Origin of the sequence: Pseudomonas sp. Sample_11, from assembly GCF_004307505.1 — a bacterium.
Taxonomy (GTDB): Bacteria; Pseudomonadota; Gammaproteobacteria; order Pseudomonadales; family Pseudomonadaceae; genus Aquipseudomonas; species Aquipseudomonas atacamensis.
This window is the reverse complement of sequence record NZ_RCOD01000074.1, coordinates 23,354-45,000: the sequence shown is the minus strand read 5'-3', so window position 1 is coordinate 45,000 and position 21,647 is coordinate 23,354. Positions and strand designations below refer to the sequence as shown.

The following is a 21,647-nucleotide window of genomic DNA, read 5'->3' as shown; positions in this document are numbered from 1 at the left end:
CCTGTGGGAGCTGGCTTGCCAGCGATAGCTCCCTGACCGGCATCAAAAATCCCCCGGGGTAAACACCACCGGGGATGATCGTTCCCACGCTCTGCGTGGGAATGCCTCTAGGGACGCTCCGCGTCCAGTGACGCGGAGCGTCACGGGCTGCATTCCCACGCAGAGCGTGGGAACGATCAGGGCGAAGAGGTTAGCGCTGATGCACCAGCGCCCCCGCCGCATACGTCTGCGCCACCGTGCGGTCATCCCCCAGCGTCATCAACACAAATAACGTCTCGGCAATGTTATTGGACTGCTTCAAACGATAACTCAGCAGCGGCGTGGCGTTGTAATCCAGCACCAGGAAGTCGGCATCCGAACCCGGTTGCAGGTTACCGATCTTGTCTTCCAGGCGCAGCGCCCGCGCACCACCCAGGGTCGCCAGATACAGCGACTTGAACGGGCTCAACCGCGCGCCCTGCAGTTGCATGACCTTGTAGGCTTCGTTGAGGGTTTGCAGCAGCGAGAAACTGGTACCGCCGCCGACGTCGGTGCCGAGGCCGACATTGAGCTTGTGCTTTTCGGCCATCGGCAGGTTGAACAGGCCGCTGCCGAGGAACAGGTTCGAGGTCGGGCAGAACGAGATCGCCGAGCCGGTTTCCGCCAGTCGCGCGCATTCTTCGTCACACAGGTGCACGCCGTGGGCGAATACCGAGCGTTCGCCGAGCAATTGGTAATGATCGTAGACGTCGAGGTAGCCCTTGCGCTCCGGGAACAGCTCCTTGACCCACTCGATCTCCTTGAGGTTTTCGCTGATGTGGGTCTGCATATACAGATCCGGGTATTCAGTCAGCAATTGCCCGGCGAGGGTCAGTTGTTCCGGGGTGCTGGTGGGGGCGAAGCGCGGTGTCACCGCATAGTGCAAGCGGCCCTTGCCGTGCCAGCGCTCGATCAGCGCCTTGCTGTCGACGTAGCTGGATTCGGCGGTATCGACCAGATAATCCGGGGCATTGCGGTCCATCATCACCTTGCCGGCGATCATGCGCAGATCAAGCTTTTCCGCCGCTTCAAAAAACGAATTGACTGATTGCGGGTGCACGCTGCCGAACACCAGCGCCGTGGTGGTGCCGTTGCGCAGCAGTTCCTTGATGAAAATGTCCGCCACTTCGTCGGCGTGAGCCTTATCACCAAACTGGCTTTCGCACGGAAAGGTGTAGGTGTTCAGCCAGTCGAGCAGTTGCTCGCCATAGGAGCCGACCATGCCGGTCTGCGGCAGGTGAATGTGTGTGTCGATAAACCCCGGTGTGATCAGCGCATCCTGATAATGGTTGATCTCGATATCCGCCGGCAGGGTTGGCAGCAGTTCGCTGGCGTGGCCGAGGGCGCTGATCTTGCCATCGTCGATCACCAGCAGGCCGTCCTCGAAATATTCATAGGAGGCTTCGATGCCGACTTCGGCAGGGTCGGCGATGCTGTGCAGGATGGCGGCGCGGTAGGCTTTGCGAGTCAGAGGCATGAGGGTTCTCTAATCAGTTTGAGGCTTTGAGTTTGGCGGCCTGACTGCGGCGCGAGGCGGGCAGCAGTCGGGCAATCGGTTCGGCGCGGGCGCTGTGCTGGCCGAAATTGGCGTTGTAAGTGGCGATGATTTCGCCGGCGATGGAGATGGCGATTTCCACAGGCAGTTTGCCTTTGACTTCGCCGATGCCCATCGGGCAGCGCATGCGCTGCACCACGCTCGGGTCGAAACCACGATCGCGCAGGCGGTGTTCGAACTTGGCGCGTTTGGTTTTCGAGCCGATCAGGCCGAACCAGGTGAAATCGTTGCGCTTGAGAATCGCCGCGGTCAGTTCCAGATCGAGCTGATGGTTGTGGGTCATGACGATGCAGTAGCTGCCGGCGGGCAGATCATCGACTTCGTCCACCGGCTCTTCGCTGACGATTTTACGCACGCCGTGGGGGATGTGTTCGGGGAACTCGGCCTCGCGCGAATCGATCCAGCGCACCCGGCAGGGCAGGCTGGCCAGCAGCGGCACGAGGGCGCGACCGACGTGGCCTGCACCGAACACGGCAATCTGCGCCTGCACCTGACCCATCGGTTCGAACAGCAACACCGTGGCGCCGCCGCAACACTGGCCGAGGCTGGCACCGAGGCTGAAGCGCTCCAGATGGGTGTCCTGCTTACCGCTGGCGAGCATCTCGCGGGCGATCTGCATGGCTTTGAATTCCAGATGCCCGCCACCGATGGTGTCGAACAGGCGGTCGGCACTGACGACCATTTTCGAGCCGGCGTTGCGTGGCGTCGAGCCGAGTTCTTCGATGATCGTCACCAGCACACAGGGCTCGCCCTGATTCTGCAGGTCGGCGAGGGCGTCGATCCAGTTGTACATACACACCTCTCAGATCGTTCCCACGCTCTGCGTGGGAATGCATCACTGGACGCTCCGCGTCCGCTGTTCAGGATGCGACGCAGAGCGTCGCGGGCTGCATTCCCACGCAGAGCGTGGGAGCGATCATCAAACAACCGCGGTTTCAGCTTCGACAGCCTTCACCGCTTTGAGCTGGCGCATCTGCTCGCAGCCCCACAACACCCGCTCCGGCGTGGCTGGCGCGTCGATTTTCGGCTGATGCTGATAATCACCGAGACTCGCCACCGCGTCCTTGATTGCGCACCACGCGGCGATCCCGAGCATGAACGGCGGTTCACCGACGGCTTTGGAATGGAACACTGTGTCTTCCGGGTTCTTGCGGTTTTCCACCAGTTTCACCCGCAGATCCAGCGGCATGTCCGCCACCGCCGGGATCTTGTAGCTGGCCGGGCCGTTGGTCATCAGCTTGCCCTTGTTGTTCCAGACCAGCTCTTCCATGGTCAGCCAGCCCATGCCCTGGACGAAACCGCCCTCGACCTGACCGATGTCGATCGACGGGTTCAGCGAGGCGCCGACGTCGTGCAGGATGTCGGTGCGCAGCATCTTGTACTCGCCGGTCAGGGTATCGACGATCACTTCGCAGCAGGCTGCGCCGAAAGCGAAGTAATAGAACGGACGCCCACGGGCCTGACTGCGGTCGTAATAGATTTTCGGGGTCTTGTAGAAGCCAGTGCTCGACAGCGAGACCTGATTGAAATACGCCTGCTGGATCAGCGCTTCGAAGGTCAGAATCTGCTCGCGCACCCGCACGTGGCCGTTGCGGAATTCGACGTCTTCTTCGCTGACCTTGTAGTGCCGCGCGGCGAACTCGACCAAGCGTTGCTTGATGGTCTGTGCTGCGTTCTGCGCGGCTTTGCCGTTCAGGTCGGCGCCGCTGGAAGCAGCGGTCGGCGATGTATTCGGCACTTTGTCGGTGTTGGTCGCGGTGATCTGCACACGTTCGATTTCGACCTGGAACACTTCCGCCACGACCTGGGCGACTTTGGTATTCAGGCCCTGGCCCATTTCCGTACCGCCGTGGTTCAGGTGGATGCTGCCGTCGGTGTAGATGTGGATCAGCGCACCGGCCTGATTGAGGAAACTGGCGGTGAAGGAAATGCCGAATTTCACCGGAGTCAGCGCCAGACCTTTTTTGAGGATCGGGCTGTTGGCGTTGTAGCGACGGATCGCTTCGCGGCGCTCGGCGTACTGGCTGCTTTCTTCCAGTTCGGCGGTCATCTCTTCGAGCATGTTGTGCTCGACGGTCTGGTAGTAGTGGGTGACGTTGCGCTCGGTCTTGCCGTAGTAGTTGGCCTTGCGCACCGCCAGCGGGTCGAGCTTCAGGTGCCGGGCAATCGCGTCCATCACTTCTTCGATGGCGACCATGCCTTGCGGGCCACCGAAACCACGATAAGCGGTGTTCGAGGCGGTGTTGGTCTTGCAACGGTGGCCGTTGATGGTTGCATCACCGAGATAGTAAGAGTTGTCCGAGTGGAACATCGCCCGGTCAACGATCGAAGCAGACAAGTCCGGCGAGCAGCCGCAGTTGCCGGCCAGCTCCATGTTGATCCCGTGCAGACGGCCGCTGCTGTCGAAGCCGACGTCGTATTCAACGTAGAACGGGTGGCGCTTGCCGGTCATCAGCATGTCTTCGACGCGCGGCAGGCGCATCTTGGTCGGTTGGCCGGTGAGGTGCGCGACCACCGCGCACAGGCACGCCGGGCTCGCGGCCTGGGTTTCCTTGCCACCGAAACCACCGCCCATGCGGCGCATGTCGACAACGATCTTGTTCATCGACACGTCGAGCACTTCGGCGACCAGTTTCTGCACTTCGGTCGGGTTCTGCGTCGAGCAGTAGACGATCATGCCGCCGTCTTCAGTGGGCATCACCGAGGAGATTTGTGTCTCCAGATAGAAGTGCTCCTGGCCGCCGATGTGCAACGTGCCCTGAATACGGTGTTCCGCCGTGGCCAGTGCAGAGGCCGAGTCGCCGCGCTGGTGGGTGTGGCTGTCGAGCACGAAATGGCGTTTGCGCAGGGCTTCGACGACGTCGAGCACCGGTTCCAGATCTTCGTATTCGATGATCGCCGCCATTGCTGCCTTGCGCGCGGTCTCCAGGTCTTTCGCCGCGACTGCCAGCACCGGCTGGCCGACGAACTGCACGTCATCGATGGCCAGCAGCGGGTCGCCCGGCATCAGCGGGCCGATGTCTTTCAGGCCCGGCACGTCTTCGTGGGTAATGACAATGCGCACGCCTTCGAAGGCGTAGCACGGCGACGTGTCAATGCTGAGGATTTTCGCGTGGGCGCGGTCCGACAGGCGCGCATACAGGTGCAACTGGTTGGGGAATTCCAGGCGATCGTCGATGTACTGCGCTTCACCGGACACATGCTTGGCGGCGCTGTCGTGCTTGACGCTGCGGCCGACACCGGTGGTCAGATCCTTGGCGAACAATTCGGCCAATTCAGCCTGGGTCTTCTCTACGGCGTGATGATTAGACATAAGCGGTCACCCGAGTCTCGATGTGCGGTGTTTGCAGTTCGATGAAGTATTTGCGCAGCAGGTTCTGCGCGCTGAGCAGGCGATATTCCTTGCTGGCGCGGAAGTCCGAGAGCGGTGTGAAGTCTTCGGCCAGCGCGGCGCAGGCGCGTTCGATCACGGCATTGTTGAACGGTGCACCTTGCAGCACGGCTTCGCAGTGCGCAGCGCGTTTCGGAATCGCCGCCATGCCGCCGAAGGCCACCCGAGCGTCGCTGATTACGCCATTTTCCACGCGCAGATTGAAGGCAGCGCAGACGGCGGAGATGTCGTCGTCCAGGCGCTTCGACACTTTATAGGCGCGGAACAACTGCTCGGCGCTGGCGCGCGGGACGATGATTTTTTCGATGAATTCGCTTTCCTGACGCGCGGTGACGCGGTAGTCGATGAAGTAATCTTCCAGGTTCAAGGTGCGGCGGGTTTCGCCTTTGCACAGCACGATCTGCGCGCCGAGGGCGATCAGCAGCGGTGGCGAGTCACCGATCGGCGAGGCGTTGCCGATGTTGCCGCCGAGGGTGCCTTGATTGCGGATCTGCAACGAGGCGAAGCGGTGCAGCAGTTCGCCGAAGTCCGGGTACTCGGCATTCAACGCTTCGTAGCAGTCGGAGAGGGCGGTGGCGGCGCCGATTTCGATGCGGTCATCGAAGGTTTCGATGCGCTTCATTTCGGCGACGTTACCGACATAGATCATCACCGGCAGGGTGCGGTGGAACTGGGTGACTTCCAGCGCCAGATCGGTGCCGCCGGCGAGCAGGCGGGCTTGGGGATAAGCGTCGTAGAGATCGGCTAGGTCAGCGACGGTCAGCGGCACCAGGCAGCGCTTGTCGCCGCTGTTGAGTTCGCCGATATCGGTCGGCGCGATGGCCTTGAGGCGGGTAATGGTCTCGGCTTCGCGGGCGTCGAACTGATCCGCAGGCTTGGCGCAGCAGGATTGTTCGGCAGCGGCGAGAATAGGGCGGTAGCCAGTGCAGCGGCAGAGGTTGCCAGCCAGCGCTTCGTGAGCCTTGGCCTGATCCGGCGCATCGCTGTTCTTTTGCAGGGCGAACAACGACATGACGAAACCGGGGGTGCAAAAGCCGCACTGCGAACCGTGGCACTCGACCATGGCTTTCTGCACGCTGTGCAGTTCGCCTTTGTGCTTGAGGTCTTCAACGCTGATCAGTTGTTTGCCGTGCAACGACGAGACGAAAGTCAGGCACGAGTTGAGGCTGCGATAGCGAATATGTTCACGCCCCGTGTCATCGGTCTGCAACTCGCCAACCACCACGGTGCAGGCGCCGCAGTCACCGCTGGCGCAACCTTCTTTGGTGCCGGGCTTGCCCACGTGTTCGCGCAGGTAATTGAGCACAGTCAGATTCGGGTCCAGGGCGTGCTCGCTACGGAGTTCCTGGTTAAGTAAAAACTGGATCACGGAAGGCCTCGCAGACTCATTATTGTTGTTAACCGACGTGAACCGAATTTAGCAGGTCTGACTTTTCGGTCAATGGTTTTCTGACTTAAAGGTCAGGAAAATCCGTTTCGTCGATCAACAGCGTGTCTATTCAGTATTGACCTTCATCGGTCACTGCGCTTTTTTGCGGGATTCGTGCCAAAAACCGCTGAGTGGGCACTCCGCCATGACCGTGCATTTGCGCTACACTGCGCCGCTTGTGCAGATCGATAGAGTTTGAAGGACAACCATGACGTTCAAGGCGCCGGACAGCCTCGCCGAGCAAATCGCTCACCACCTCGCCGAACGCATCATTCGTGGCGAAATGAAGCCAGGAGAGCGCATCCAGGAACAGAAGGTCACGCTGGCGCTCAACGTCAGCCGCGGTTCGGTCCGCGAAGCCTTGCTGATCCTCGAGCGCCGTCACCTGATCGCGATCCTGCCGCGTCGTGGCGCCCACGTTACCGAGCTGACGCCGCACAAGGTGCAGAGCCTGTGCACGCTGATGAGCGAGTTGTATATCCTGCTTGGCAATTCGGTGGCCAATGGCTGGCAAGTGCAGTCGGACATGGCGCCGTTCGTGCAGATCCAGCAGCGCCTGACCGCCAATTACGAACGCGGCGATATCCGCAGCTTCGTCGATGACAGCTTTGCGGTGATGCGCGCCGCCTATCCGTTTGCCAACAATCCGTACCTGCAAGAAACCGTCGAGAACCTCCAGCCGGCGATGAGTCGCGCGTATTTCCTCGCCCTCGAACAGCGCAAGGCGGAAATGAGCGAATTCCTCGAACTGTTCGAACGCTTGCTCGCCGCCGTACTCGCCCGTGATTTGCCGCAGATCCGCATCGTGCTCACGGCGTATGCCCAGCGCAGCTGCGATCTGGTGGTGTCTGCGCTGACGGTTGCCTGAGCGTGCGGCTGAAGTGCATCAAACTGGCGGGGTTCAAATCCTTCGTCGACCCGACCACGGTGAACTTCCCCAGTAATATGGCGGCGGTCGTCGGGCCGAACGGTTGCGGCAAGTCGAACATCATCGACGCCGTGCGCTGGGTGATGGGCGAAAGTTCGGCGAAGAACCTCCGTGGCGAGTCGATGACCGACGTCATCTTCAACGGTTCGACCAGCCGCAAACCGGTAAGCCAGGCGAGCATCGAACTGGTGTTCGACAACTCCGACGGCACGCTGCTCGGCGAATACGCCGCCTATGCGGAGATTTCCATTCGCCGCAAAGTCACCCGCGACAGCCAGACCACTTATTATCTCAACGGCACCAAATGCCGTCGGCGCGACATCACCGATATATTCCTCGGCACCGGCCTCGGCCCGCGCAGCTACTCGATCATCGAACAGGGGATGATCTCCAAGCTGATCGAATCCAAGCCCGAAGACTTGCGCAATTTCATCGAAGAAGCCGCCGGCATCTCGAAATATAAAGAGCGCCGCCGCGAGACCGAGAACCGCATCCGCCGCACTCACGAAAACCTCGCCCGTCTGACCGACCTGCGCGAAGAGCTGGAACGCCAGCTCGAACGTCTGCACCGTCAGGCCGAGGCGGCGAAAAAGTATCAGGAACTCAAGGCCGAAGAGCGTCAGCTCAAGGCGCAACTTTCGGCCCTGCGCTGGCAGGATCTCAACGAGCAGGTCGGCCAGCGCGAGTCGATCATCGGCAATCAGGAAGTCAGTTTCGAAGCGCTGGTCGCTGAACAGCGTAATGCTGATGCGGCCATCGAACGCCTGCGCGACGGTCACCACGACCTGTCCGAGCGCTTCAATCTGGTGCAGGGCCGCTTCTATTCGGTCGGCGGCGACATCGCCCGGGTCGAGCAGAGCATTCAGCATGGCCAGCAGCGGTTGCGCCAGTTGCAGGACGATCTGAAAGAAGCCGAGCGCGCGCGTCTGGAAACCGAGTCGCACCTGGGCCACGACCGCACGTTGCTGCTGACCCTCGGCGAAGAACTGGACATGCTCACCCCCGAGCAGGAAGTCACCAGTGCCGCCGCCGAGGAAGCCGCTGCGGCCCTCGAAGAAGCCGAAACCACCATGCACGGCTGGCAGGAGCAGTGGGATGCTTTCAACCTGACCGCTGCCGAACCGCGCCGTCAGGCTGAAGTGCAGCAGTCGCGGATCCAGCAGCTGGAAAGCAGCATGGAGCGTCTGGCCGACCGGCAGAAACGTCTCGCTGAAGAGCGCGCGTTGCTGTCCGCCGACCCGGAAGACGCGGCGATCATGGCGCTCAACGAGCAGCTCGCCGAGTCCGAAGCGACCCTCGAAGATTTACAGACCAGCGAAGAAGCGCAAGTCGAAAAGCTTGAACAACTGCGTCAGGAATTACAGCAAGCGTTGACCGCACAGCAGCAGGCGCAGGGCGATCTGCAGCGGCTCAACGGTCGTTTGGCGTCGCTGGAAGCCTTGCAGCAAGCCGCGCTGGATCCGGGCACCGGCACCGCCGAATGGTTGGAGGAACACAACCTCGCCGAGCGTCCGCGTCTGGCCGAAGGCCTGAAGGTCGAGGCAGGTTGGGAACTGGCGGTGGAAACCGTGCTCGGCGCCGATCTGCAAGCGGTGCTGGTCGACGATTTCAGCGGCTTCGATCTGTCCGGATTCACCCAGGGCGATCTGCGCCTGCTCAGCCCGGCCAGCGATGGCGTGCGGGTGGCGGGCAGTCTGCTGGACAAAGTCGAGGCGCAGATCGATCTGTCGCCGTGGCTTGGTCAGGTCAAACCGGTCGACAGCCTTGAACAGGCGCTGGCCTTGCGCGGCCAGTTGAGCGCCGGGCAGAGCCTGATCAGTCGCGATGGCTATTGGGTCGGTCGGCACTTCTTGCGTGTACGTCGCGCCAGCGAAGCGGAAAGCGGCATGCTCGCCCGTGGCCAGGAAATCGAAGACCTGCAGCTGGAGCGCGAAGAGCGCGAAGCCACGGTCGAGGCCATGGAGACCCGCCTGCAAACCCTGCGCGCGCAACAGCGCCAGCAGGAAAACGGCCGCGAACATCTGCGCCGCTTGCTGCAGGACGAAGCGCGCCAGCAAGGCGAACTGAAAGCACAATTGTCCGCCGGCAAGGCCAAGGCCGAGCAACTGACATTGCGCCGCACCCGTCTCGATGAAGAACTGGTCGAACTCGCCCAACAGCGCGAGCTTGAGCACGAACAGGTCGGCGAAGCGCGCATGCAATTGCAGGAAGCACTGGACGCCATGGCGCTCGACACCGAGCAGCGCGAGTTGCTGCTGGCCCAGCGCGACAGCCTGCGCGAACGCCTCGATCGCGTGCGTCAGGAAGCGCGGCAGCACAAGGATCACGCCCATCAACTGGCCGTGCGTCTCGGCTCGTTGCGCGCCCAGCACGACTCCACGCGCCAGGCGCTGGAACGTCTGGAAATGCAGGCCGAGCGCCTGACTGAAAAGCGCGAACAGTTGAGTCTGAATCTGGAGGAGGGCGAGGCGCCGCTGGAAGAGCTGCGCCTCAAGCTCGAAGAGTTGCTCGACAAGCGCATGACCGTCGACGAAGAACTTAAGACTGCGCAGATCGCCCTGGAAGACGCCGATCGTGAATTGCGCGACGCGGAAAAACGCCGCACCCAGGCCGAGCAGCAATCGCAATTGATTCGCGGCCAGCTCGAACAACAACGCATGGAATGGCAGGCGCTGACCGTACGGCGCAAGGCTTTGCAGGATCAATTGCTCGAAGATGGCTACGATCTCAACGGCGTGCTCGCCACATTGACCGCACAAGCCAGTGAACGCGAAGCCGAAGAAGAACTCGAACGCATCAACGCACGGATTCAGCGCCTGGGTGCGATCAACCTCGCGGCCATCGATGAATACACGCAACAATCGGAGCGTAAACGTTATCTGGATGCGCAGGACGCCGATCTGGTCGAGGCGCTGGAGACCCTGGAAAACGTCATCCGCAAGATCGATAAGGAAACCCGTAACCGTTTCAAAGATACCTTTGATCAGATCAACGGTGGTTTGCAGGCACTTTTCCCGAAAGTTTTCGGTGGCGGGCGCGCGTATTTGGAACTGACGGGCGAAGATCTACTCGATACAGGGGTGACGATCATGGCGCAGCCGCCCGGGAAGAAGAACAGCACCATCCATTTGCTTTCCGGCGGCGAAAAAGCCCTGACTGCACTGGCCCTGGTTTTTGCCATCTTCAAGTTGAACCCGGCGCCGTTCTGCATGCTCGATGAGGTTGACGCGCCACTGGATGACGCTAACGTTGGACGCTACGCACGCCTGGTCAAAGAGATGTCGCAGACCGTGCAGTTCATCTACATCACCCACAACAAGATCGCCATGGAAATGGCCGAGCAGTTGATGGGTGTGACGATGCATGAACCGGGCTGTTCGCGACTGGTGGCGGTGGATGTCGAGGAGGCGATGGCGATGGTGGACGCCTAGCGGCGCAGCTGCAGGTTACAAGCTCCAAGCTGCAAGTGGACGGCTTGTGGCTTGGAGCTTAAAGCTTGTAGCTGCGAAGCCTTTGATCGTGCTAGTTTAATGTCAATTTTTCGTATACGTGGGCAAAACGCCTGTCAGAACATAGAGTTGGCGCCACGTTTTAAAGCGGTTTACGCAGTGTAAACCCCTTATTTTTCAGCATTTTTTATAGAGGCACGGGATTACATGGAAATCGGTCTGCGCGAGTGGCTGATCGTCATCGGCATCATTGTGATAGCCGGTATTCTTTTCGATGGCTGGCGCCGTATGCGCGGCGGCAAGGGAAAGCTGAAATTCCGTCTCGACCGGAGCCTGTCCAATCTGCCGGACGAGGACACCAGCGCCGAGCTGTTGGGCCCGGCCCGCGTCCTGGATACGCACAAAGAGCCGCAACTGGACGAGCACGATCTGCCGTCGGTGAGCATGCCCAACCGCGAAGCCCGCGAGCCGCGTGAATCCGGCTCGAAACGTGGCAAGCGCGGCAGCAACGGCCCGGCGCAGGGCGACTTGAACCTCGACCTCGATCTGGACGGCGGCCCGAGCTTCAGCAGCCGTGACGACGATTTCGCCGAAGACAGCAAGCCTGCAGCGGCCGTGGCGGAAAAAGATCAGCCGCAAGCCGAAGAAGTCCTGGTGATCAGCGTGATCTGCCGCGACCCGGCCGGCTTCAAAGGCCCGGCGCTGCTGCAGAACATTCTCGAAAGCGGCCTGCGTTTCGGCGAGATGGACATTTTCCACCGCCACGAAAGCATGGCCGGCAACGGCGAAGTGCTGTTTTCCATGGCCAATGCGGTCAAGCCGGGCATCTTTGATCTGGACGACATCGACCACTTCAGCACTCCGGCGGTGAGCTTCTTCCTCGGTCTGCCAGGCCCGCGTCATCCGAAGCAGGCCTTCGACGTGATGGTCGCGGCAGCCCGCAAGCTGTCCCAGGAACTGAACGGCGAACTGAAAGACGACCAGCGCAGCGTACTGACTGCGCAGACGATTGAGCACTACCGTCAGCGCATCGTCGAATTCGAACGCCGCGCCCTGACCCAGAAGCGCTAAGGCCACATCAAAAGATCGCAGCCTTCGGCCTGTAGGAGCTGACGAGTGCAACGAGGCTGCGATCTTCTGGCACCGCCGCCGATAATGGAATAAAACTGGAGCAGCCTCGGCTGCTCTTTTGCTTTATGAGAGAACACCCATGACCGCCGCCAAAACCCGCATTCTAGAGCTGCGCGCTGAGCTGGATCAGCACAACTATCGCTATCACGTTCTCGACGAGCCGAGCATTCCCGATGCCGAGTACGATCGCTTGTTCCACGAGCTCAAGGCACTGGAAGCGGCCAACCCGGAACTGATCACCAGCGATTCGCCGACCCAGCGCGTCGGCAGCATGGCGCTGACTGCGTTCACTCAAGTGCGTCACGAAATCCCGATGCTCAGCCTCGGCAACGCTTTCGAAGAATCCGACATGCGCGAGTTCGATCGCCGCGTCAACGAAGGCCTCGACGTGCCGGCCGGCGATCTGTTTGGTGGCGGCGCGGCGGTGGAGTACAGCTGCGAGCCGAAGCTCGATGGCCTGGCGGTCAGCCTGCTGTATCAGGATGGTTTGCTGGTGCGCGGCGCCACCCGGGGCGATGGCACTACGGGCGAAGACATCAGCGTCAACGTGCGCACCGTGCGCAATATTCCGCTGAAGTTGCACGGCGAAGGCTGGCCGGCGACGCTGGAAGTGCGCGGTGAAGTGTTCATGTCCAAGGCCGGTTTCGAGCGCCTCAATGCTTCGCAACTTGAAATCGGCGGCAAGACCTTCGCCAACCCGCGCAACGCGGCAGCAGGCAGCCTGCGCCAGCTCGATTCGAAGATTACCGCCAATCGTCCGCTGGAATTCTGCTGCTATGGCATCGGTCAGGTGTCTCACGATATCGCCGACACCCACATCGGTAACCTCAAGCAGTTGCAGAAGTGGGGCATGCCGATCAGTCACGAACTGAGGCTGGCCAAGGGCATCGATGAGTGCCTGGAGTATTACCGCGACATCGGCGAGCGCCGTAACTCGCTGGCCTATGAAATCGATGGCGTGGTGTTCAAGGTCAACAGCATTGCCGACCAGCGTGAACTGGGCTTCCGCGCCCGCGAGCCACGCTGGGCGATCGCACACAAATTCCCGGCGATGGAAGAACTTACCGAGCTGCTCGACGTGGAATTCCAGGTCGGCCGCACCGGTGCGGTGACTCCGGTGGCGCGTTTGAAACCGGTAAAGGTCGCCGGCGTCACCGTGGCCAACGCCACGTTGCACAACATGGACGAAGTCGCGCGGCTGGGCCTGATGATCGGCGACACGGTGATCATCCGCCGCGCCGGTGATGTGATTCCGCAAGTGGTGCAAGTGATCACCGAGCGTCGCCCCGATGACGCGCGCCCGGTTGCCATTCCTCAAAGCTGCCCGGTGTGCGGCTCGCACGTAGAACGTACGCGACTGGTCAAGCGCAGCAAGGGCAAGGAAACCTTCAGCGAAGGCGCGGTGTATCGCTGCGTCGGCCGACTGGCCTGTGGTGCGCAACTGAAACAGGCGATCATTCACTTCGTCTCGCGCCGGGCCATGGATATCGAAGGCTTGGGCGACAAGAGCGTCGAGCAACTGGTCGACGAGGGTCTGGTCAATTCGCCGGCTGATCTGTATGCGCTGAAATTCGACGACATCGTCGATCTGGAAGGCTTCGCCGAGGTATCGAGCAACAAGCTTCTCAAAGCCATCGAGGACAGCAAGCAACCGAGCCTGGCACGTTTCATCTACGCCCTCGGCATTCCCGATGTCGGTGAAGAAACGGCCAAGGTGCTGGCGCGCTCGCTGGGTTCACTGGAGCGCGTGCAACGGGCCTTGCCGCATGTGCTGACCTACCTGCCGGATGTCGGCCTGGAAGTGGCGCACGAGATCCACAGTTTCTTTGAGGATGCGCACAACCAGCAGGTCATCAGCGAATTGCTCGGCCATGGTTTGCAGATTCAGGATCAAGGCGAGTTGGGCGCCGAATTCGCCGCCAGCACTACGCTGGGCGGCTTGCTCGACAAACTGCACATTCCCTTCGTCGGCCCCGGTGGTGCGCAGAAACTGGCCGATCGCTTCGGCTCGCTGGAAGCGGTGATGAACGCTGACTGGCTGGACATGCGCCAGGCATTGCCGGAGAAGCAGGCCAACTCGGTGCGCGAGTTCTTCGCCTCGCCTGAGCATCGGCAACTGGCCGAGCAGGCCGAGCAGCAGCTGCGCGATTTCGGCATGCATTGGCAGAGCGAGAAAAAAGTTGTCGAAGGTCTGCCGCTGTCCGGCGAAACCTGGGTGCTGACCGGCAAGGTCGAGTTGATGAGCCGGGATGTGGCCAAGGATCATCTGGAAAGCCTGGGGGCCAAGGTCGCCGGTTCGGTGTCGGCGAAAACCCATTGCGTGGTCGCAGGCCCGGGTGCCGGGTCGAAACTGACCAAGGCCAATGAGCTGGGCGTGAAGGTCATGGACGAAGAGACGTTTATCGCTTTCCTCAAAACCCACTGTATTTCCGTATGACCTTTTTCTCACGCCCCCTCAACTGATCGTTCCCACGCTCCGCGTGGTAACGCATCCCGTGACGCTCTGCGTCACAGCGGACGCGGAGCGTCCGGGGCGGCATTCCCACGCGGAGCGTGGGAACGATCAGTCAAGAAAGTGCGGGAACGATCTTCGCGCCAGGATGATCTAGTCTTGGCCAGTCCCAGGGAGAGATCGCCATGCACCGCTTTTTCGAGCAGCTCAGTTCCCGCATCATCGCGCCGTTCGTGGCCGGATCCTCGCGCAACAGCAAAGTCTGGCCGTGCCGTTGCGGCCAGTCGCTGTTCTTTCGCAACAGTCAGTGCCTGGCCTGTAACGCCTTGCTCGGCTATCAACCTGAAGAAAGTCGCCTGACCTCGCTGCAGCCGGGGCCGGAAGAGGGCACCTGGACGCTCGACGCCGATCCCGACGCCGGACTGTTCCGTCGCTGCGCCAACCTCGACATGCCCGCCGCGTGCAACTGGCTGCTGCCGGCCAACGATCACGACACCTTGTGCATCGCTTGCAGCCTCAACCGCACCATTCCCGACCTGTCCGTCGCGGAAAATCCCGAACGCTGGCGCAAGGTCGAAATCGCCAAGCGTCGACTGGTCGCGCAACTGATCACCCTCGGCCTGCCGGTCATCCCGAAAACCACGGATGAAGAAACCGGGCTGGCGTTCGACTTCATCGGTGTTGACCTGGAAGGCAACGCGCCGATGACCGGCCACGCCAATGGCCTGATCACCCTCGATATCAAAGAGGCCGACGACGCGCACCGTGAGCAGGTCAGGGCAGCGATGCACGAACCTTACCGCACGCTGCTCGGGCATTTTCGCCATGAGGTCGGCCACTACTACTGGGATCGCCTCATCGCCAACGGCCCTTGGCTGGACGCGTTCCGCAATCTGTTCGGCGACGAGCGCGCCAGTTACGCCGAGGCGCTGGACCGGCATTACCAGCAAGGCGCGCCGCTGGACTGGCCGCAGCACTACGTCAGCGCCTACGCGACCATGCATCCATGGGAAGACTGGGCGGAAACCTGGGCGCATTACCTGCACATGATGGATGCGGTCGACACGGCGCTGGGCTTCGGCATGAGCGCGCGGGAAATGGACTTCGACTATCAGCCATTTCCGACTAGCACCCTGTACGACCCCGAGCATCCCGGCGGTGGCGCTTTCCTGTCGTTCGTCAATGCGTGGATCGAACTGGCCGGCATGCTCAACGAACTGTCGCGCAGCATGGGCCAGCCGGATTTCTACCCGTTCGTACTGCCGGCGGCGGCGATCGCCAAGCTGCACTTCATTCATCTGGTGATCCAGCAGGCGGGCGGCAGGGCGGATGAGGTGCTGGCCTTGTAGGTGTCGCAGGCCGTGATGTTTATGTCCTTGAAGCCGTTCAGGTTTTTTATCTGCAACCAACGGTTGTAAGTTCATCTCAGACAGGTACAATGGCGCGGCTCGCCGACAGGCAAGCGTCGTTATGGTGACCCCATCGGTCCCCCCGCAACGATTACCCGTGAACCTGGTCAGATCCGGAAGGAAGCAGCCACAGCGGGAACATTGTGTGCCGGGGTGTGGCTGGTGGGGGCACCACCTTAACGAACCAACCAAGGCTTCAAAGAGAACTGCATGGGTTTCGCCCACTGCGGTTTTTTTATGCCTGCGATTTGGCCAGTGGCGTTGATCCGCCATCAGAAACGCGCGGCTCAGCCGCGCGCCGCCCCGGTACCCGTGCGGCTGTTGAAGGCGAACAGTGGCATACTCCCTCGCCTGGCATTGAGAGGTAAGGCAAGTGGGTGAAATCGACGATCTGACCCGGGAAAAGCTGCGCGAATGGCAGTTGCGTCGTCTGGAAGTCAAAACGCAGATGCAGGATCAGCCCGAGCGCACGCTGGAGCTGTCGCGAGTGCTCGACCTGATGGATGAGGAGCACGCTGCGATTCTGGCGGCTTCGACCGTGTTCAATGCGGCTGAAGAAGCTGCGCAGCCGGTCGCGGTGCAGGACCAGCCGGCCGTCACTGAATCGGTGGCCGGCCAGTACGACCTGCAACTGCACGCCAGCGCGCAAAACCCTGAACACCTGCGCAAACTGCTGGAAATGGCGCTCTACGAAGTGCAGGCGCAGATCGATGCGGGGGCGGTGGCCAGCGGCACTGAACGACGCGGCATGTCCGGCACGCTCGGCGGCTACTCCTTCGAACTGCGGATCAGCCCCGAGGCCAGCCGTGAGGGAAACTTGCCGCAGTCCCATGAAATGCACGACGAGAATGACCAGGACTGATCTGGTGTTGTATTAAAGCCCAGGCGGCGAGGTTGTATGCACCCGGAACATTTTGATTTGGCCACCCCGGTATTTCTGCCCATCACCCATGATGCGTGTACGGCGCTGTTGCAGCCCGAGGGTGACGCGACACTGGCCAGCCTCAGCGACCCGGAACTGGCGGCAGTGCTGGTCATTCAGAACCTCGCCCAGGCCACGGAACAGGATTTGAGCGCCAGCGCAGCGGAGAAGATCCTCGCCAGACTCATTGACTGGTCTGTCACCTCTCGGCGCTCCGGATCGGCGGGACTGCTTGCAGAGGCGCGGCGTCTGTTCGATTCGCGCAAATTGTATTTCGGCCTCAATGCGCTCAAAGGCCTGAACTTGCGCTTTCTCATGGCCGATGAAGTCGCCGCGCAGGCATTTCTGTTGCCCGGCGGGCAGTGGGATGTGGACTACAAGATCCGCCATCAGCAACAGAACAACCCGTTTCGCCAGCAAATGGTCACGCCCCGCGAACGGGAGCACTGGTTAAGCGCGGCGCAGGACAAACTGCTGCGAACCTTCCGAGCCAACCTCGACGAAGACCTGCACGTGCAGGGCTATGCGGGCATCGGCAAGAGCTACATGCTCAGCGCACTGATCGAATGCCTGCGCTCGAAACGCACACTGGTGCTGGCGCGCACCCCGGCGAAACTGGCGACGCTGCGCAAGCACATCGTGCAGGTCCACGACACGGAAATTGGTCAGACGTTTTTCGACTTTGCCCAGGCCCAGCTGCTTGGCCCCCGGTTTCATATGGCCAAGGCGCCCGCGCGGATTCCGAGCAAGCCGGCGCTGGCGCAGGAACTGAATATCTTCGGCTTTCGCCACCACGACGGGCCGGGCACCCTCGAGGTTTGTCTGCGCGTGCTCAAGCTGTACTGCGCCTCAAGAGATCACACGCTGTCCGCCAGGCACTTGCCGCACTTCCAGCAGCCCTTGACCGGCGCAGACTCGCAAGCGCTGCTGGAATACTCCAGTCGCCTGTGGGTGTATCTGGAAGCCAATCCGGCCTGGGCCAGCCAGAGCGGTTTTCCCACGTTGCTCATGATCAAGCGCGCCAGTCTGGCCGGTTGCCGCGTCCCGCCGCGCTACACCCATGTGATCATCGACGAAAGCCAGGATGTGCCGGCGTCGTTGCTGCAAATCATCGAGCGCGGGCAGCAGGTGCTGATCACCCTCGGCGATGAGTATCAGCAGGCCACGGGCGAGGCGCCCAAGCGCAAGCGTGAAGTTCGCCAGAGTGATATCTGCTATTCGGTGCGCTCGGGGCGCAATGTCGAGCGCCTGGTCAATCCGCTGATCTCGCGCCACACGCACAAGAGCAAAGTGCCGTTCGAAGGCGCTCGTCACGCCGACGTCGATATCGAGTACTACCCGCAAGCCTTCGTGCCGCCCGAAGGTTGCGTGGTGCTGACCGCGTCACCGTGGGACACGATGATGTGGGCCATCCACCTGCACGATTGCAATTGCGCCTTCAGTTTCCCCGACCGGGAAGCGCAGGACGACATCAAGCATTTCATGACCACCGCCATTGAGCTGTTCCGGCGCGATTTCTACAATGCCGTGTCCAGCGAGAAAGGACCGCACCCGTATTTCAGCGACATGGCTGATTGGCAGCAGGTGCGCGCCGCCAACCAGTTCGATGAAGCTTTCTTGTGGATCGAGGCGCAGTTGCAAAACGGCTTCATGATTGCCGACCTGACGCGACTGAGCCAAAAGATCATCGAGCCGGGCAAGGCCTGTCTGTTGATGATGGCCGAGCGGGCTGGCGGCATGGAGTTCAGGCGCGTGCTGTTGACCCGGACGTTGCTCAGTAACGAGAAATTCAAGGATGCCTACGAGTTCGATCAGCGCATCTGCGCGGTGTACATCGCCGTGTCCCGTGCCCGGCAGCAGCTCTATCTGCCTTACGACGTGGTCGAGTGGATCGATTATCACCACAGCCGTGAGCCGAAATTCCGCGAATCGCACGGTTATTGACCCGGCCCACATGGGGTTAGGGTGTGGTTGAAGAGGCGCCGGTGTAGAGCCGGATAATGTCGTCGATCTCGCCGGACATTTTCATCCGCAGCAACGTGCGCAGGATCCGCTGCACCGGCACGTTCGGATCATTCCTCACATAGCAGCCGATATTCTGTTCCTGCAGCACCGCGACCCCTTGCAACTGCTGCTCCGGCAACAGGCGCTGATTGATCCAGTCCAGCGTCCACTGATTGCTCACCGCATAGCGATATCGCCCGGCTAGGAGCTTTTCCAGTACCTGTTCCTGATTGCGCGCGTCTTCGCGTTGCAACTGGTCGGCGTCGAACAGCGGTTGCAGGGTAGGGTAGCTGTAGCCGAGAACGGTGCCGATGGCCTGGCGCGGTAGCTGGGCGGGATTGATCTGCGCCGGTTGTTCCTTGCGGCTGATCAGCAGGTCGCGCTGAAACCACAACGGCACGCTCCAGATGTAATCGCCGGACTGATTCGGCAGCCACGACTGTGCGGCATAGCAGCGCACGTCGATGTCGCCGTGCTCCATGGCGCTCTGAACCCGCGCGCGCGGCAGGACGACGAATTGCGCTGGCGCGCCGACCTGGGTCGCCAGGCTGAGCAGGACGTCATGCAGGATGCCCTGGGTCGGTCTGCCGCCTTGCAGTTGCACCATCGGCATCGCCCAACTGTCCGGCACGGCGAAGCGCAACGGCGCTTGCGCTGCCATCGCGTTGAGGCTGATACCCAGCAATGCCGCCACGGCCCACCGCATAGACGCTCCGGTAATTCCCCATCCCGAGCTGATAAAAGCCTCTGCTGATGCAGCTTAGCCATATTAGACGAGGACACCGGATGCAATTTTGCCCTTGCTCCGCTAGCATTAGCCGCTTCTGCTTCCTTCGCTGCGACGGTTTTCGATGAGTTATCAGGTTCTTGCACGTAAATGGCGTCCACGCTCGTTCCGCGAAATGGTCGGCCAGACCCATGTGCTCAAGGCTCTGATCAATGCCTTGGACAGCCAACGGCTGCACCACGCCTACCTGTTCACCGGGACGCGCGGGGTCGGCAAGACCACCATCGCGCGGATCATTGCCAAGTGCCTGAACTGCGAGACAGGTATCACCTCCAGTCCCTGCGGCGAGTGCTCGGTGTGCCGCGAGATCGATGAGGGGCGTTTTGTCGACCTGATCGAGATCGACGCCGCCAGCCGCACCAAGGTCGAAGACACCCGCGAACTGCTCGATAACGTGCAGTACGCGCCAAGTCGTGGGCGCTTCAAGGTCTACCTGATCGACGAAGTGCACATGCTTTCCAGCCATTCCTTCAATGCGCTGTTGAAAACCCTCGAAGAGCCGCCGCCCTACGTCAAGTTCATCCTGGCGACCACCGATCCGCAGAAACTTCCGGCAACGATTCTTTCGCGTTGCCTGCAGTTCTCCCTGAAGAACATGACGCCCGAGCGTGTGGTCGAGCACTTGACCCACGTTCTGACCGCGGAAAACGTACCGTTCGAAGACGATGCACTGTGGCTGCTCGGCCGTGCTGCTGATGGCTCGATGCGTGACGCCATGAGCCTGACCGATCAGGCCATCGCGTTCGGTGAAGGCAAAGTGCTCGCCACCGACGTGCGCGCGATGCTCGGCACGCTGGATCACGGTCAGGTCTATGACGTGCTGCATGCGCTGATCGAAGGCGACGCCAAGGCGCTGCTCGAAGCCGTGCGGCATCTGGCCGAACAAGGCCCGGACTGGAACGGCGTGCTCTCGGAAATTCTCAACGTGCTGCACCGCGTGGCCATCGCTCAGGCGCTGCCGGAAGGCGTCGACAATGGCCACGGCGACCGTGATCGCGTATTGGCTCTGGCCCAGGCGTTGCCGGCCGAAGATGTGCAGTTCTATTACCAGATGGGCCTGATTGGGCGCCGCGATTTGCCGCTGGCGCCGGACCCGCGAGGCGGTTTCGAAATGGTCTTGCTGCGAATGCTCGCGTTCCGCCCGGCGGATACGGCGGACGCGCCGAGGCAACCGCTAAAGCCAGTGGGGATCAGCCAGGCCACAGTTGATTCCGCAAACTCAGTGGCTGCCGCGCCCAAGCCTGCGCCGGTGGTCGCTGCGGCTGCGGCTGCTGCGCCAGCACCCGCGCCCGCACCAGTAGCAGCGCCGGCTGCCGAGCCAGAACCGGTTGTGCCGGTTGTCGAAGCGCACCCGGAGCCTGAGCCAGTCGCCGTCGAAACCGTGGTCGATCTGCCATGGAACGACCCGGTGGAAGCCGAGGCCGAGCCTGCGCCCGTTCAGCAACCCGCTGTCGAACCAGTGTTGGAAACTGCTGGCGAGCAGCCTGAATTGCCGCCGATGCCGCTGCCGACCCCGGACAGCGTGGTGCCGGATGCGCCGGAGTGGGCCGCTGCGCCAATTCCCGAGCCGTCCGTCGCCGAGGTCGATGCCGCTACGCCGGGCATGGACATGGACGACGAACCGCCGCTGGATGAAGACTACATCGAGCCGGACATGGATTCGGCCTACAGCTACCTCGACGAACTGGCCAGCGAACACGCCGCCGATCCTGAGCCTGAACCCGAGCCGGAACCTGCCGCCGCGCCGGCCACCGGCCTGGCCCTGCAATGGCTGGAGCTGTTCCCGAAGCTGCCGATTTCCGGCATGACCGGCAGCATCGCCGCCAACTGCACATTGATTGCGGTCGACGGCGACCACTGGCTGATGCACCTTGACCCGGCCCACAGCGCCCTGTTCAACGCCACGCAACAGCGTCGTCTCAACGACGCGTTGAACCAGTTCCACGGGCGCACGCTGACCCTGACCATCGAGCTGATCAAGCCTGAGCAGGAAACCCCGGCCCAGGCCGCCTCGCGCCGCCGCGCCAATCGCCAGCGTGAGGCGGAGGAATCGATCCACGGTGATCCGTTCATCCAGCAGATGGTTCAGCAGTTCGGCGCGGTGGTGCGAAGCGATACTATTGAACCTGTCGACGCCTTGGTCACCCAAGGCTAATAACTGAAGGTGCTCGG

Annotated in this window: 13 protein-coding genes and 1 other RNA gene; 9 read left to right on the top strand and 5 right to left on the bottom strand. The window is 61.5% G+C overall.

The genetic code is table 11. The annotated features are described in order from the left end of the window. Window positions 1-190: 190 nt before the first annotated feature. From guaD to xdhA, 4 genes are all read right to left on the bottom strand, one after another. Window positions 191-1,495: a guanine deaminase gene (gene guaD, locus D8U60_RS20370; RefSeq protein WP_122506510.1), complete on the bottom strand. Its 1,305-nt coding sequence runs from the start codon at window positions 1,493-1,495 to the stop codon at window positions 191-193. A gap of 13 nt (window positions 1,496-1,508) precedes the next feature. Further along, entirely contained in the window at window positions 1,509-2,366 is an 858-nt protein-coding gene (xdhC, locus tag D8U60_RS20365) for a xanthine dehydrogenase accessory protein XdhC (RefSeq protein ID WP_024012316.1), read from the bottom strand. 126 nt (window positions 2,367-2,492) lie between these two features. Continuing rightward, window positions 2,493-4,886: a xanthine dehydrogenase molybdopterin binding subunit gene (gene xdhB / locus D8U60_RS20360; protein WP_130900780.1), complete on the bottom strand. Its 2,394-nt coding sequence runs from the start codon at window positions 4,884-4,886 to the stop codon at window positions 2,493-2,495. Then, a complete protein-coding gene (xdhA, locus tag D8U60_RS20355) occupies window positions 4,879-6,333 on the bottom strand; it encodes a xanthine dehydrogenase small subunit (protein WP_130900779.1) in 1,455 nt (484 codons plus the stop codon). Before xdhA ends, xdhB begins: the two co-directional genes overlap by 8 nt. Window positions 6,334-6,601: 268 nt before the next feature. Between xdhA and D8U60_RS20350 the strand changes: the two genes are divergently transcribed. From D8U60_RS20350 to D8U60_RS20315, 8 genes are all read left to right on the top strand, one after another. Further along, on the top strand, window positions 6,602-7,261 hold the full coding sequence (locus D8U60_RS20350; RefSeq protein ID WP_039763015.1) for a GntR family transcriptional regulator: 660 nt from the start codon (window positions 6,602-6,604) through the stop codon (window positions 7,259-7,261). 2 nt (window positions 7,262-7,263) lie between these two features. Beyond that, window positions 7,264-10,752 (top strand): chromosome segregation protein SMC, encoded by a 3,489-nt coding sequence (smc, locus tag D8U60_RS20345; RefSeq protein WP_130900778.1) that lies wholly within the window; start codon window positions 7,264-7,266, stop codon window positions 10,750-10,752. A 225-nt stretch (window positions 10,753-10,977) separates the two neighbouring features. Further along, on the top strand, window positions 10,978-11,841 hold the full coding sequence (gene zipA / locus D8U60_RS20340) for a cell division protein ZipA (RefSeq protein ID WP_016773851.1): 864 nt from the start codon (window positions 10,978-10,980) through the stop codon (window positions 11,839-11,841). Window positions 11,842-11,980: 139 nt separating this feature from the next. After that, window positions 11,981-14,338, top strand: a complete 2,358-nt coding sequence (gene ligA / locus D8U60_RS20335) for an NAD-dependent DNA ligase LigA (RefSeq protein WP_130900777.1) — start codon at window positions 11,981-11,983, stop codon at window positions 14,336-14,338. Between the two features lie 200 nt (window positions 14,339-14,538). After that, window positions 14,539-15,702, top strand: coding sequence for a putative zinc-binding metallopeptidase (locus D8U60_RS20330; RefSeq protein WP_122611253.1), 1,164 nt, complete (start codon window positions 14,539-14,541; stop codon window positions 15,700-15,702). A 131-nt stretch (window positions 15,703-15,833) separates the two neighbouring features. After that, window positions 15,834-15,930: signal recognition particle sRNA small type (gene ffs / locus D8U60_RS20325), an RNA gene on the top strand. Window positions 15,931-16,135: 205 nt separating this feature from the next. Further along, a complete protein-coding gene (locus D8U60_RS27700) occupies window positions 16,136-16,624 on the top strand; it encodes a hypothetical protein (RefSeq protein ID WP_177435486.1) in 489 nt (162 codons plus the stop codon). 36 nt (window positions 16,625-16,660) lie between these two features. Next, window positions 16,661-18,628, top strand: a complete 1,968-nt coding sequence (locus tag D8U60_RS20315) for a hypothetical protein (RefSeq protein WP_130900776.1) — start codon at window positions 16,661-16,663, stop codon at window positions 18,626-18,628. Window positions 18,629-18,644: 16 nt separating this feature from the next. Here the strand turns inward: D8U60_RS20315 and D8U60_RS20310 are convergent, their stop codons facing one another. Next, complete coding sequence (locus D8U60_RS20310; protein ID WP_073474002.1) at window positions 18,645-19,394, bottom strand: transporter substrate-binding domain-containing protein; 750 nt, start codon at window positions 19,392-19,394, stop codon at window positions 18,645-18,647. A gap of 145 nt (window positions 19,395-19,539) precedes the next feature. Here D8U60_RS20310 and dnaX point away from each other — a divergent pair, with 145 nt between their 5' ends. Then, window positions 19,540-21,630 (top strand): DNA polymerase III subunit gamma/tau, encoded by a 2,091-nt coding sequence (dnaX, locus tag D8U60_RS20305; protein WP_130900775.1) that lies wholly within the window; start codon window positions 19,540-19,542, stop codon window positions 21,628-21,630. Window positions 21,631-21,647 lie beyond the last annotated feature (17 nt).